Consider the following 13,772-nt stretch of genomic DNA (forward strand, 5'->3'; position numbering starts at 1 on the left):
AATCGCAACCTTGCGTATTCTCATCGCACAATCCCTAGTGAAATCTCTCGAATTCTGCCCATGTTGTCGAAGAAAATGGAATAGACAAAAATGCACAGCCAGAAAAGTGACGCAGTAGGATTAAAGATTCCAGACTCTATCCATAGCCTCTCTCTTGCGCTTCAGGCTGGACCCTCGGCCATAGTTGGCGGCGCTGGACTGGTCAGAGTGGCCCATGATCTCCCTTGCGAGACTTTCAGGGCAATCGGTGTCCCTGAGGGCGTCTTTGAAGCTGTGTCGGGCACTGTAGCAGGTCTTGCGCTTCTCTGTCTCCTCAACGCCTTCTAATGGAGCGCCTTCATTGGAATATAGAGCGATCCTGATGCGCTTATTCAGGGCGGCGGTGCAGCTATCACTGCCCCTTGGTTTGTCTCGGTACTCGGGGAACAGAGCGGCAGATGGATTGTCGGTCTTTAGCAATGCCAGATCAGCCGCCAAGTCGCCGGGTATAGGAATGTCGCGCTCACTGTGCGGGGTTTTGAGCCTGTTTCCTTGATACTGGCAAATAGAAATGAATGCGCCATCGGAGTTAAGGTCTCGGCAGCGTAGCCCCACAATCTCTTTTGGGCGAGCGCCTGTGTCCCTGAGGAGACGCCATATCAAACTCAGGTGATCCTTGCCGCTCATGACATCAACCAAGGCAACTTCAGGGGGCAGGAATGGCATTCGGTCATTCTTGGTATGCTGGGCGTTCTCAATCGAGACATTGGCGAATGGGTTGATGATATCAAGCGCATGTTCTTGAATGGCTCGGTTCACGGCAGCGTTGATATCACTGAATGAGCGTCTGACAGAAGAAGGCTTGAGGCCATTGTCGAGCATCTTATCTCTGAATTGGTTGGCGTTGATGCGCCGTACGTTGCGAAGGTGCCGCTTTTGAACCAAGTCTTTGCCGATCACGTTTGACAGGGCTATCTTGTGGCGCTGAAAGCGATTGCGGATTTCTTTCGCACTGCCGGGGGAGCGCCTGATAAATCGGTCTCTTTGTTCGTCTAGTGTATCCGCTAGGGTAATAGGCGTGTTGCCCTTGGTAAGTTCCCTGTAAAGCTCCTCCGGGATCGCTGGGGCTTCCTGACCGCTTGATTTGCGTTCCATCAGGCTTTCAAGCATGGCATCAACAGCAGCAGCTACGCCCATCTCCTCTTCATTGTCTGGATCGATCCCGGCGGAGACAGCAGCAAGGGCTTGCATGTCGAGGCCAAACTCCTTCATTGCAGCAACGATGACAGGGCCGTGGTTGTCTCCTGCTTTGGGTTTGTAAGAGAAGAGCTTGTTGACGGTGGCTTGGAACTCTCCGTACTGCTTCATCATCTCGGCGTAGTCCTTACCAAACCCGCTCTTGATCTCGGATTTCCCAATGTGAGCCTTGAGGCTTTCAGGGACACGGCGGCGATACTGATAAACGCCTGTCTTGGAGAGGCTGACATACTTGGGGAGGTCAGCTGATTTTGACATGAGAATAGGCCTTGGTGTACTGAATTGTGTACCGTGATAAGCTCAGAATGGCAGAAATCGAGTATTATCAGGGAGATATTTGGTAGTTTGGATCCTATCCTGGGCACCAAAAAACCCCGTTGCACTGTGTGTGCAGCGGGGTTTTTTGTTGCCTGAATTGCCTTGGTGTTCCGGGCAATTGACGGAGGGTGGCGTGCGGTCACTCTGTCGGTTGCGTTAGTTTGTCTCAGTGTTTCCATGGGGTCTGTGCGGCAATCAAGACATATCTAACCAAATCTACCATCTTTTATGTGCATGCGCCCTGTGGTTGTGCTTGTGGGTACGGAAACATTCTGACAAGATCTGACAAAATTAAAAGACAATTAAAGCGATGGATGTTCCTGCATAAGGCCAGTTATTCAAGCTGAGCCCGGAAATGTGAAGACAGTTTACATTCAGGGAAGAGACACATCATGGCCATTCAGAATGACATGGAACAGCTGATGCTGGAGCTGATCAACCGTGCGCGTTTGGACCCTTTGGGAGAAGCAGAGCGATACGGGATTGATCTCAACCAGGATTTGGAGCCGGGCACGCTCGATGGCACGGCCAAGCAAGCTCTGGCTATGAATGAGATTTTGATCGACGCCGCCCGTTTCCATAGCCAATGGATAATCGACAACGACATTTTTGACCACACCGGCTATCTCTCTTCCTCTCCGAGCGACCGCATGGCCTATGCGGGCTATGACTTTACCGGCGATTGGTGGTGGGGCGAAAATCTGGCCCGGATTGGTGATGTGGTCAATCCTGATTATCTGTCTTATGTCTATGAACAGGCGGAAGGGTTGTTCCGCAGCGCCGGTCATCGCGAAAACACGCTGAGGGGTGTATTTCAGGAAGTTGGCATCGGTCAGATCACCGGCACCTTCACCTATGAGGGAACGGATTATTTGACCCTGATGTCGACGCAGGATTATGCCCGTTCCGGTGATAAGGTTTTTGTCACTGGCGTGGCCTTCAACGACGATGACAGCGACGATTTCTATTCTGTCGGTGAAGGCGTGTCGGGGATGAGTATTTCCGTCTCGGGAGACGCGACCCAAACCGTCTCAACCGGCGGCTATCAGGTACAAACCGCAGCCGGGCAGCACACTGTGTCCTTCTCTGGCGGTGGCCTTGCTGCGCCCATCACTGTGTCGATTGATCTGGCGGGCGAAAATGCCAAGCTCGACATTGTTGATGGCGACACGATCTGGAGCTCGATCAGCCTGACCCTTGGCTCAGGCATCAATAAGGCACGGCTTTTGGGTGTGGCTGACCTCGATCTGACCGGTACCAGCGTCGCTGACACGTTGATTGGCAACAAGGGCGACAATATCCTGAATGGCGGCGCAGGTGGCGACCTCATGAAAGGCGGAGATGGCGACGATCTCTACTATGTCGATAGTGGCTTCGATCAAGTGTATGAAGCCGTCGATGCCGGGACTGATTGGGTCTATTCGACCGTCTCTATTTCAATTGGGGCCAATGTCGAAAATCTGAAGCTTTTCGGCACGTGGAACCTTAGTGGTGACGGGAATCCCAGTAACAACATTCTTGAGGGCAACAGCGGGGCCAACTGGCTCCATGGTTATGGCGGAGACGACACACTGATCGGCGGCGACGGCGATGATCGGCTTGAAGGCCAAAGCGGCGCGGATCTGCTGCTCGGCGGTAAGGGCGACGATGTCTATATCGTGACAGATGCCAACGACACGATCGTCGAGAATGTCGGCGAAGGGACCGAGTTGGTAGAGAGCTATGTCGACTTTGCTTTGCGTGACCATTCCCAAAATCTTGAAAATTTGACCCTCATGAACTACGCCATTTCCGGCACCGGCAATGGCCTGTCCAACATCATCACCGGCAACACCAAAGACAATATTCTCAACGGTGCTTTTGGCGATGATGTGATGATTGGCGGGGGAGGCAACGATACCTTCCTCGATGATACAGGCGCGGACCGGATGGTTGGCGGCCTCGGGGATGATGTCTATTATGTCGACAATGCAGGCGACGTCATCGAAGAACTGGCAGATGAGGGCACCGATCAGGTCTATAGCAGCATCCAGTTTGCGCTGAGCGATCATTCGGCCCATTTGGAAAATCTGACCCTGTTGGGCTCCGACAATCTTCGCGCCTGGGGCAATGGTCTGGCCAACCGCATCGAAGGCAATGCGGGCAACAATATCATCAATGGCGGTGCTGGCAACGACTGGCTCCTTGGCGCTCAGGGCAATGATATCTTCATCGATGATGCCGGTGCGGATCGGATGAATGGTGGCCTTGGCAACGATGTCTATTATGTCGATGATGCCGGTGACACCATCGAAGAAGCCCCCGGAGCCGGCTTTGATCAGGTCTTCAGCTTTGTCGACTTTGCCCTCAGGGACCATTCGCAACATATCGAAAATCTGAGCCTCTATGGTCAAGGCGACATCAACGGCACCGGCAATGGGCAAGCCAACATTATTGTCGGCAATGCGGGCAACAATATTCTCAATGGTGCCTTTGGCAATGATACGCTGTTTGGCGGCGCCGGCGACGATATTTTCCAGGATGACATCGGGGCTGATCGCATGGTCGGTGGCACCGGCAACGACACCTATTATGTCGATGATGCCGGTGACCGTATCGAAGAATATGATGGCGGCGGCAATGACAAAGTATTCAGTTCCATCAGTTTCGCGCTGAGAGACCAGTCGCAATATCTCGAAGACCTGACCCTGCTTGGCCAAGGCCATATCAATGGCACCGGCAATGCGCTGAACAATGTCATTGTCGGCAATGGCGGCAACAACATCCTCAACGGCGCTGCTGGTGACGACACGCTATTTGGCGGCGCGGGCGATGATATCTTCAAGGACAATATCGGCGCGGATCAGATGGTCGGCGGCATCGGCAACGACACCTATTATGTCGACAATGCCGGTGACACCATTGAGGAAGCGTTTGGTGCGGGAACAGACCATGTTTACAGCACCATCTCTTTTGCTCTGAGAAACCAATCGCAATATCTCGAAAGCCTGACCTTGACGGGCCTTGCCAACACGACCGGCACGGGCAACGGCCTCGCCAACACCATCACCGGCAATGACGGCAACAACATTCTCAATGGTGCCTTTGGCAATGACATTCTCATTGGCGGCAAAGGCAACGATGCCTTCCTTGATGACAGCGGCAATGATCAGTTTACCGGAGGCGAGGGCAGCGACGTCTTTATTTTCCGTCGGGCTGGCGAGATGGATGTGATTACCGATTTCGAAAATGGCATTGACACCATCCGCATTGGCGGCCTCGGTGTTTCGTCTTTGGCTGATATCACGCACATACAACAGGGGCTTGATACCGCTTTGTCGTTTGGCGGAGCCTCTGTCACCCTGTTGAATTTCGACGATTCCTTGATCTCCGCTGATGACTTCGAGTTTGTCTAAATACCAGGGCTCGAAGGGGTCTTGGAGGGGCCGATTGCGGGAGTATCCACTGCTCGGCCTCTGATCAGCCAATCTGATCGTAACAGGTGCTTATCGCTCACACGGTCCGGGATGGGGCCGGGATGGGGCCGGGATGGGGCCGGGACAGCAGGTTCAGACACGGCTTTTATGACCTGCCTTTCCTTCGAATGACCAGATCGAGCGAGGGTCTCTCTCCCGACGATCTGGACGGCCCTTCTGCGATGAGTGTGACACGCTTCATCCTAAGCCCCCGGTCACCTTCCTATTGCTTTGCCGCAGAAGGTCTCGTCCGCTTGACGGGATTTTGTCAAATTGATGCACTGGCAAGCCGGGAGCGGGTCCTGTCACAGCGGATGCAGTCGCCTGATAAGGGGGGGCAAATGGACGAATACGATTTTACAATTGCGAAGGATCGCTATGTCCGATAAGCTGAAATACATAAAGTAGTAGTGCGATTGATAAAATTATTCCTCTATTTCATGCTTTCGGGAAGGAATTGTTATGAAACTATCCCATGCAATGCTGGCAGTTACCCTTGCCTTTGGGGTGAGCGTCGGTGGGCTGCCTGTCAACATCCCAGGTACATCGCTCACGCTCTCCAGTGTGTCTGAAGCTCAGGCACAACGTTATCGTCGTCCTCCTGTGCGTCGCCGAGCTCCCGTTCGCAGAAGCAGTCGCAGAGGGGGCGCCTTCGCGGCTGGGGCGATCATTGGTCTGGCTGCTGGTGCCATCGCAGCCAACGCTGCGAGGAATGACAGACGCTATCGCAGACCTCCGCCACCGCGCAGAGGCTACTGCAACTATCGCGCCTGTTCCTATCGCTACAGAAGCTTTGATCCGGCAAGCTGCACTTTCCAGCCATACAATGGTCCACGGCGCTATTGCCGCCTGTGACGGCCGTTTGATCTCTGCTCGAGATGGAGGGCCCCGGCTTGTGTCGGGGCTTCTCATTTGCAACAGCACCCATCCGGCTTGCAAGCCGATGGTGATGCTGTTTATGGGGACCTGCGTCTCCAACTCTTCCCATCTCTCCAATGGCCTCCTCGGGACAGTTGCCTCTGAGAGAAATGTAACACTGAACAAAGGTGATTGTGCCTGCCAGTCGAATTGGTAGGAAGCCAAATGTTGGATTGTTGAGAAGATTAATTTTTGGTAATGTGGTATCCTAAGTAATTCTACCAAAAAACCAACGAATTTTTCATCCCATGCGTACGACGTCAAAGGAAGTGCCATGAAAATCAAACATTTTGTTATGTCCGTTTTGCTTGCCTTGTCGGTCAGCATCGTAGGATTGCCATTGAAAGTTCCCGGGACCTCGCTGAGCATCTCAGCCGTATCTGAGGCGCAGGCCCAGCGGCGATATCGTTCCTATCGCAGATATTATCGGCCGCGCTATCGTCCGGCTCCACGTCGCTACTATCGCCCGCGTTATCGTCCTGCTCCGCGTTATTATCGCCCAGCCCCGCGCTATGGTTGCAACTACCGGGCTTGTTCCGCGCGCTATAGAAGCTTCTGGCCGCAGAATTGTACCTACCAGCCCTATAACGGTCCACGCCGTCGCTGTCGTCTGTGAACAAAGCGCACTGATCTGAAACGGAAAATCCCGGCCATGGCCGGGCTTTTTCTTTCCCTTCTCAGCAAGTGGAATTGGCCGGTCCTATTGCAGCAAAGCTTCCTTGAGCGTCAGGGAATCGACCGAGCGCAGGTCCAGATCCGCCTCGATGTGATCGATATGGCGGAGCATCATTTGTGTCGCCCGCGCCACGTCCCCTGCCTCCATGGCGTCAAGGATGTCTGAATGATCATCATTGCCGCAGCTGGATGTGCCCGTGCGTCCATAAAGAGCGATTACCAGAGAGGAACGGGCAATCAGCTCGTCCATGAATTTCTTCAGGATTTCATTGCCCGCCACGTCCGTCAACATCAGGTGGAAATCACCGGATGCCTTGATCTCTTCGCGCCGGGCCTTTGCCCCATGATTGGCCTTGAGGCCCGCTTCCTTGCTCAATTGCTGCCGGAAAGCTGCAAAATCGTCCGGTTGCATGCGGTGGGCGGCTTCTTCAATCAGGCCTGCCTCGATCAGGCGGCGTGAGGTGAAGATCTGGCGGGCTTCTTCCGGGCTGGGATTGGATACAAAGGCACCCTTATTTCGCTCACTGGTCACCAGACCTTCAAAGGTCAGCATTTGCAAGGCGTGGCGGGCGACCGTCCGGCTGACATCATAAAGAGATCCAACTTCTGCTTCAGACAGCTTGGCACCGGGTGCCAGGCGACGATCGACGATTGCATCGCGCAGGGAGTCGCGGATGGCCTTGGCGCGATCCTCCTGATTGGCATCCAGATTGAGATTTTTAAGATTGCTCATCACCATTTACCGATCGTTCTTTCTTTCTATATGCCGCTTCGCCTCGATTCCTTCAATAGGCCGTGTGGCTAAAATTCAATGTTTAATACAGTTTTGCATTTCATTTCCAACAAGATTGTATGCAATTATAAAGTTCTATTGAATTCAAAAGTCTATTTTTTGTGCACAAGCTTGCGTGAAGTTTAAGCAAATGACCAGCCGCTTTTTTTGCAGATTTTCGGCATACAAGTATAAAATGGCATGATTCCAGACGGTTAGCAGAAAGCGGAAAACTTGGCACGGTGATTGCTCTGTAGGAGAGGGTGATTATCAAGGAGTTTTCATGACGAACGCGGCGGAAATCGAACTGGCGTCAGTGTCCAAGCATTATGGCTCGAACGTGGCAGTGGATCAGATCAGTCTGAAGATCAAGGCCGGGTCCTATGCCTGCCTGCTTGGCCCTTCCGGTTGTGGCAAATCGACCACCTTGCGGATGATTGCCGGCCATGAGGCCATCAGCGACGGCGATGTCGTTCTTGCCAGAAAGGTGGTCAATGACCTGCCGCCCGCCAAGCGCGGCACGGCCATGATGTTCCAGTCTTATGCCCTGTTCCCCCATCTTGATCTGGTCGACAATGTCGCCTTCAGCCTCAAGATGAAGGGCGTGGAGAAAGCCAAACGCCGGTCCGAGGCCATGGAGATGCTCACGCGCATGGAGCTTGAGGCTTTTGCGGATCGGCGCCCCGATCAACTGTCGGGAGGCCAGCAGCAGCGCGTCGCGCTGGCACGCGCCTTGATCACCCAGCCTCAGGCCCTGTTGCTTGATGAGCCGCTCTCGGCGCTTGACCCCTTCCTCAAGATCCGCATGCGCGCGGAATTGAAGCGGCTGCAAGCCTCTCTCGGCATGACTTTCGTTCATGTCACCCATTCGCAAGAGGAGGCGATGGCGCTGGCCGATCAGATCGTCGTGATGAGCGACGGCAAGATCGAGCAGGCTGCTTCCCCGCGTCAGATTTTCCAGAAACCAGCCACCCCCTTTGTTGCCCGCTTTATGGGTAACCACAATGTGCTCTCGGGTCGTTTGGTCCAAGAAGATGCCATCGGGGTGACGATTGAAACGCCCGGTGGGCGGTTCAAGGGTGTTGGCCGCCATCACGGTGATCCGGACTGCGCCGACATTGCCATCCGGACTGATCATGTTCGGTTCGTGGATGCGGTCGCGGACTCCCTGGGTTTTTCCGGTGTGGTCACCAACGTCGAGGATTTGGGGGCAACAGTGAAGGTGTCTGTTCAGGGGGCGGACATAGACACCTTCACCATTGTCCTTAGAGATGCCGATTTCTTCGCCAGACCGGTCAAGACCGGCGAGGCCGTGCACCTGTCATGGGCCGAGGAGGACACGGTCGTCCTTGGTCATCCGAACGCTTCCTAGTCTCAACATCCTTCAAGCCAAAGCAAAATTTAGTCGAACATTGGATTTCAAACAGGAGAGAAACCATGTCTGAGAAGACCAAGAAAACCGCAGGCATCAGCCGCCGTAATCTGCTCAAAACCGGTGCTGCCGCTGCGGGTCTGGCCGCCGGTTCCGGCGCCATCACCGGCTTCCCGACCATCTGGGCCAAGAACCCGATCACCCTGCGCCAGATCGGCACCGGCGTATCCAACATCAACGCGATTGCCCAGAAATGTAAGGAAGATCTCGGCATCACGCTGGAAATGACCGCGCTTGATTCCGATTCCGCTGCCCAGCGCTCGGTCACTCAGCCAAACTCCTACGATATCGCCGATATCGAATATTGGATTCTGAAAAAGGTCTTCCCGGCCGGTGTTATCCAGCCGATGGACACCAAGAAGCTGACCCACTACGACAAAATCGTGCCTCTGTTCAAAAATGGCAAGCTGACCCCTGACAGCGTCATTGCGCAGGGCACCGCACCTCACACCGTTGGCTATGTCGAAGGGCCGGACGGCAAGACCTTTGCCAAGGGCGAAACCGAATGGTTCACCATGGTGCCGACCATCTACAATGCCGACACCCTTGGCATTCGTCCCGACCTTGTGGGGCGCGATATCACCTCTTGGGCAGACATCATGGATCCGGCCTTCAAGGGCAAGACCTCGATCCTCAACATTCCGTCCATCGGCATCATGGACGCTGCCATGATCTGCGAAGCCATGGGCATCCTCACCTATGCCGATAAAGGCAATATGACCAAGGAAGAAATCGACACCACGATCGAATTCCTGATGAAAGCCAAGGCAGACGGCCAGTTCCGTGCCTTCTGGAAGAGCTTCGATGAGAGCGTCAACCTGATGGCATCCGGCGAAGTGATCATCCAGTCCATGTGGTCCCCTGCTGTCGCCGCTGTGCGCTCCAAGGGCATCCCATGCGTCTATCAGCCACTCAAAGAGGGCTATCGCTCCTGGGGTGGCGGTCTGGGCCTTGCTGCCCACCTGTCCGGCGCTCAGCTCGACGCAGCCTATGAATATATCAACTGGTACACCTCCGGCTGGGTTGGCGGCTATCTCAACCGTCAGGGCTATTATTCCGCCTGCATGGAAACCGCAAAAGGCTATATGTCCGAAGACGAATGGGGCTTCTGGATCGAAGGCAAGCCTGCGCAGAAAGACATCCTCTCGCCAGAAGGCAAGGTCATGGAAAAAGCCGGCGCCGTGCGGGATGGCGGCTCCTTCACCGAACGCATGGGCAAGGTGGCATGCTGGAACTCGGTCATGGACGAGGACCGCTACATGGTGCGCCGCTGGAACGAGTTCATCGCTTCCTAAGCACGTCCTAAGCGTTGGGCGCATGCGCCATCCTGCTTACTGCCGGGTCACCTCTCCCCGGTCCATCAGGCCTCCTCCCGACCGGCTCGGGGGGAGGCAACCAGCAAGCCACGGATCCTTCAATGGTCAGGGCAAAAGACCGGACAGCATAGGCAACAGGAAAATAGCCATATGAGCGGCACAGACATCAAGGCAACCACCTCCTCTTTCCGTCTCGGCGCGATCGCCTCCTATCTGCAGGCGCTGCCGCTCGCCGTCATTCTCGGGGCCTTTTTGCTGCTGCCCATTGCCATGATCGCCACCGTGAGCTTCTGGGACTATGACTTTGCTCGCATGTATCCCGATTTCGTCACCTTCAATTATGGCGAAACGCTGGGGTCGTGGGTGACTTGGAAAACGTATCTCAATACCCTCAGATATGCGGTAATGGTTTGGGTCATCACCTTGGTGATTGGCTTCTGGGTGGCCTATTTTCTGGCCTTCCATGTCAAGACCGCCACCACCCAGACCATTCTGTTTCTGGTCTGCACGGTGCCATTCCTTACGTCCAACATTATCCGGATGATTTCATGGATCCCGGTGCTGGGGCGCAACGGGCTGGTCAATTCGGCCCTGACCGAGATGGGCATCGTGGCTGAGCCGGTCGAATGGTTGCTTTATTCCGATTTCGCGGTCGTCTTGGCCATGGTTCATCTCTACAGCCTGTTCATGGTGGTCCCGATCTTCAATACCATGATGCGGATTGATCGCTCTTTGGTTGAAGCTGCCCGCGATGGCGGTGCGTCCGGCTTGCAGATCCTAACCAACGTCATCATTCCGCTGGCCAAGCCCGGTATGGCCATTGGCACCATTTTCGTCGTCACGCTGGTTATGGCCGATTTCATCACCGTTCAGGTCATGTCTGGCGGCCAGAGCGCCTCGGTGGCCTTGATGATGAAGAATGAAATGTCACTGCTGCAATATCCGGCAGCCGCCGCCAATGCGGTGGTTCTTCTGGTGCTGGTTCTCACCATGGTGGCAGGTATCCTGCGCATCGTCGATATTCGCAAGGAGCTTTGAGATGATCAGTGAAAAAAGAGGCAGGGAATTCTACATCTTGGCGGCCTTTTTCGCCCTGTTTGTCCTGTTCCTTTATGGTCCCTTGTCTGCGGTGTTCATCCTGTCTTTTCAGGGCCCGAATGGCGGACTGACCTTTCCGCTCAACGGTGTATCGCTGCACTGGTTCTTCAACCTGTTCGAAACTCAGGCTGTGGGTGACTTTGGCGGCGCTTTCTCCCGCTCCTTCACGCTGGGTCTGATGGTCATGGTTGTCACGGTGCTGGTCTCGTTGCTGGCAGGGCTTGCTTTCCGGCGCAAATTCCGCGGCGCAACGGCCCTGTTCTATCTCGCCATTGCCAGCCTTGTGGTGCCCTCGATCATCATTTCGCTTGGCATTGGTGTGCTCTTCCAGCAATTGGGCTGGCAACCGGCCTGGTATAGTTCCGGCTTCGGGGCGCATCTAACATGGACCTTGCCCTTCGGCGTGCTGATCATGTTTGCCGTCTTCAACCGCTTCTCGCCTTCCTATGAAGAAGCCGCCCGCGACCTTGGCGCCACCCCGTGGCAGAGCTTTCGCTATGTGCTGCTACCAATGATCGCCCCCAGCCTGATCGGCGTCGGTCTGTTCGGCTTCACCTTGTCCTATGATGAATTTGCCCGCACCCTGATGACGTCCGGCACCTACAACACCCTGCCGCTGGAGATCTTCGGTATGACAACCAATGTGACGACCCCGGTTCTCTATGCTCTGGGGACGGTGACGACGCTCTTCTCGCTGCTGGTGATCCTCTCCACTTTGGGTCTGATCTACTACATGAACAAACAACGTGGTCGGGCGAAGAGGTAGGTGTTATGAAGCTTCGTGTGATCAACCCCAACACCACCAAGAGCATGACCGCGACCATTGCTGATGCAGCAAGGCAAGTGGCGGCTCCCACCACCAAGGTGACAGGGATTACCTCCGCAATGGGGCCGGTCTCCATTGAAGGCTATTATGACGAGGCCTTTGCTGTGCCCGGCTTGCTGCTTGAACTGGCCAAGGCGGACAAAGAAGGCGCAGACGCAGCGATCATTGCCTGTTTTGATGATACGGGGCTCGATGCGGCGCGCGCATTGGCGCCCTTCCCGGTACTGGGTATTTGTCAGGCCGCCCTGTCTCTCGCGTCTTTCATTGCCCAGCGATACACCATCATCACCACCATGGAGCGCTCGCGCATCCCGATTGAGCATCTGGTCAGGCGCTATGGGCATGCGGAGCGCTGCAATGTGCGGGCCGCAGATATCCCGGTGCTCTCCCTCGAAGACCCAGCTTCCAATGCCCGCGACCGCCTGCGCAGTGAGATCGCCACCGCCCTCAAAGAAGACCGTGCCGAAGCGATCATTCTGGGCTGTGCAGGGATGGCCGATCTGGCGACCAGCCTGCAAGCCGAGTTCGGACTGCCTGTGATCGATGGCGTGTCTGCCGCTGTCAAACAGGCCGAAGCTTTGGTTGCTCTTGATCTCACGACCTATAAGATGGGGGTCTATGCCGCCCCGATTCAAAAGCCCTATGGCGGCATGTTGGCACCCTTCGCGCCCGGATCTATCGCATCCCCCTAATTGACCCGAGATCGAGCATTCCCATGACAGAGCAGAGCATCATCCGCGCCATGACCGAAGAAGACGTCGCCGAGTTGATCGGCTGGGCCAAGGCGGAGGGATGGAATCCGGGCAAAGCGGATGCCGCGCCCTTTTATGCCGCCGACAGGCAAGGTTTTCTGGGTCACTTTGTCGATGGTGCCCTCGTTGCGGGCATTTCCTGCGTCACCTATGGAGATGATTTCAGCTTCATCGGTCTTTACATCACCCATCCGGATCAGCGCGGCAAGGGCTATGGCCTCAAGGTCTGGAATGCGGCCATGGAGCGGCTCAAGGGACGGATGATCGGGCTTGATGGCGTGCCTCAGCAGCAGGACAATTATGCCTCGATGGGCTTTGCCAAGGCTTATGAAACCGCACGATGGAGTGGCCTTTGCAGCTTCCAGAAGGATGAACGGATCTACGATGTTCTCGAGGTTGATGCCGAGCAGTTGGATGAAATTGCAACCTATGACGCCCAGGCGTTCCCGGCTCCGCGCAAGGCCTTTTTGAAGGCATGGCTGTCGCCCCCTCGTTCCGCTTTTGCCATCACGCGCGAAGGCAAGCTGGCAGGCTATGCAGTTTTGCGTGAGTGCGAGGATGGGTTCAAGCTCGGCCCGCTTTTTGCCGATGATGAAGAGAGTGCGCTCAAACTGTTCGGCGCGGCCTCCAATGCCTGTACAGGCGCGATGCTGCATCTGGATGTACCAGCCAACCAAACCAGCTTCTCACACATACTTGCCGCAAGAGGTTTCGAGCGCGGCTTTGAAACCGCCCGGATGTATAAGGGTGGCATGCCGAGCCTTGACATGGACCGGGTCTTTGCCATCTCCAGCCTCGAGCTGGGGTAACGCGCTGAGCGACAGGCTTTATGCTTCAATGGGATGGGCAGGGTGGTGCCGCTGTCGGTGCTTGGTCTGGCAAAGGGGCAATTGCTGCCACAAGCCTTGACAAAAGAGGGGCTGACTCTAGTCTGTTAACCAACTCCCGGTTTCTTGTTTTAGTTCACTATTTCA

At 55.2% G+C, this 13,772-nt stretch carries 11 protein-coding genes; 9 read left to right on the forward strand and 2 right to left on the reverse strand.

All coding sequences use genetic code 11. The annotated features are described in order from the left end of the window. Positions 1-120 precede the first annotated feature (120 nt). A complete protein-coding gene (locus FDK21_RS18070; RefSeq protein ID WP_138150350.1) occupies positions 121-1,494 on the reverse strand; it encodes a site-specific integrase in 1,374 nt (457 codons plus the stop codon). A gap of 452 nt (positions 1,495-1,946) precedes the next feature. Between FDK21_RS18070 and FDK21_RS18075 the strand changes: the two genes are divergently transcribed. The 3 genes from FDK21_RS18075 (at position 1,947) to FDK21_RS18085 (ending at position 6,543) form a co-directional block, all read left to right on the forward strand. Further along, a complete protein-coding gene (locus FDK21_RS18075; RefSeq protein WP_138150351.1) occupies positions 1,947-4,949 on the forward strand; it encodes a CAP domain-containing protein in 3,003 nt (1,000 codons plus the stop codon). A 522-nt stretch (positions 4,950-5,471) separates the two neighbouring features. Next, positions 5,472-5,864, forward strand: a complete 393-nt coding sequence (locus tag FDK21_RS18080; RefSeq protein WP_114007923.1) for a BA14K family protein — start codon at positions 5,472-5,474, stop codon at positions 5,862-5,864. Between the two features lie 337 nt (positions 5,865-6,201). Further along, entirely contained in the window at positions 6,202-6,543 is a 342-nt protein-coding gene (locus tag FDK21_RS18085) for a BA14K family protein (protein WP_114007922.1), read from the forward strand. Between the two features lie 84 nt (positions 6,544-6,627). Here the strand turns inward: FDK21_RS18085 and FDK21_RS18090 are convergent, their stop codons facing one another. Further along, positions 6,628-7,341 carry a GntR family transcriptional regulator gene (locus FDK21_RS18090; protein ID WP_138150352.1) on the reverse strand — a complete coding sequence of 238 codons (714 nt, stop codon included), beginning with the start codon at positions 7,339-7,341 and terminating at the stop codon, positions 6,628-6,630. Between the two features lie 316 nt (positions 7,342-7,657). Here FDK21_RS18090 and FDK21_RS18095 point away from each other — a divergent pair, with 316 nt between their 5' ends. The 6 genes from FDK21_RS18095 to FDK21_RS18120 all read left to right on the forward strand — a co-directional run bounded on the left by FDK21_RS18095 (position 7,658) and on the right by FDK21_RS18120 (position 13,607). After that, entirely contained in the window at positions 7,658-8,746 is a 1,089-nt protein-coding gene (locus tag FDK21_RS18095) for an ABC transporter ATP-binding protein (RefSeq protein WP_138150353.1), read from the forward strand. 65 nt (positions 8,747-8,811) lie between these two features. Continuing rightward, positions 8,812-10,101 carry a PotD/PotF family extracellular solute-binding protein gene (locus tag FDK21_RS18100; RefSeq protein WP_114007919.1) on the forward strand — a complete coding sequence of 430 codons (1,290 nt, stop codon included), beginning with the start codon at positions 8,812-8,814 and terminating at the stop codon, positions 10,099-10,101. 171 nt (positions 10,102-10,272) lie between these two features. Next, the gene (locus FDK21_RS18105; RefSeq protein WP_114007918.1) at positions 10,273-11,160 is read left to right on the forward strand and encodes an ABC transporter permease; all 888 of its coding nucleotides are present in this window, start codon (positions 10,273-10,275) and stop codon (positions 11,158-11,160) included. 1 nt (position 11,161) lies between these two features. Further along, entirely contained in the window at positions 11,162-11,986 is an 825-nt protein-coding gene (locus tag FDK21_RS18110) for an ABC transporter permease (RefSeq protein WP_138150354.1), read from the forward strand. A gap of 5 nt (positions 11,987-11,991) precedes the next feature. Continuing rightward, positions 11,992-12,738 carry an aspartate/glutamate racemase family protein gene (locus tag FDK21_RS18115; RefSeq protein WP_114007916.1) on the forward strand — a complete coding sequence of 249 codons (747 nt, stop codon included), beginning with the start codon at positions 11,992-11,994 and terminating at the stop codon, positions 12,736-12,738. A gap of 23 nt (positions 12,739-12,761) precedes the next feature. Next, on the forward strand, positions 12,762-13,607 hold the full coding sequence (locus tag FDK21_RS18120) for a GNAT family N-acetyltransferase (protein WP_138150355.1): 846 nt from the start codon (positions 12,762-12,764) through the stop codon (positions 13,605-13,607). Positions 13,608-13,772 lie beyond the last annotated feature (165 nt).

Source organism: Cohaesibacter sp. CAU 1516 (genome assembly GCF_005771485.1).
GTDB classification, from domain to species: domain Bacteria; phylum Pseudomonadota; class Alphaproteobacteria; order Rhizobiales; family Cohaesibacteraceae; genus Cohaesibacter; species Cohaesibacter intestini.

Bases quoted from the DNA above. Each gene is read 5' to 3' on its own strand.
- FDK21_RS18115 (WP_114007916.1), top strand. From the start codon at position 11,992: ATGAAGCTTCGTGTGATCAACCCCAACACCACCAAGAGCATGACCGCG.
- FDK21_RS18095 (WP_138150353.1), top strand. From the start codon at position 7,658: ATGACGAACGCGGCGGAAATCGAACTGGCGTCAGTGTCCAAGCATTAT.
- FDK21_RS18080 (WP_114007923.1), top strand. From the start codon at position 5,472: ATGAAACTATCCCATGCAATGCTGGCAGTTACCCTTGCCTTTGGGGTG.
- FDK21_RS18075 (WP_138150351.1), top strand. From the start codon at position 1,947: ATGGCCATTCAGAATGACATGGAACAGCTGATGCTGGAGCTGATCAAC.
- FDK21_RS18120 (WP_138150355.1), top strand. From the start codon at position 12,762: ATGACAGAGCAGAGCATCATCCGCGCCATGACCGAAGAAGACGTCGCC.
- FDK21_RS18090 (WP_138150352.1), bottom strand. From the start codon at position 7,341: ATGGTGATGAGCAATCTTAAAAATCTCAATCTGGATGCCAATCAGGAG.
- FDK21_RS18085 (WP_114007922.1), top strand. From the start codon at position 6,202: ATGAAAATCAAACATTTTGTTATGTCCGTTTTGCTTGCCTTGTCGGTC.
- FDK21_RS18070 (WP_138150350.1), bottom strand. From the start codon at position 1,494: ATGTCAAAATCAGCTGACCTCCCCAAGTATGTCAGCCTCTCCAAGACA.
- FDK21_RS18100 (WP_114007919.1), top strand. From the start codon at position 8,812: ATGTCTGAGAAGACCAAGAAAACCGCAGGCATCAGCCGCCGTAATCTG.
- FDK21_RS18105 (WP_114007918.1), top strand. From the start codon at position 10,273: ATGAGCGGCACAGACATCAAGGCAACCACCTCCTCTTTCCGTCTCGGC.
- FDK21_RS18110 (WP_138150354.1), top strand. From the start codon at position 11,162: ATGATCAGTGAAAAAAGAGGCAGGGAATTCTACATCTTGGCGGCCTTT.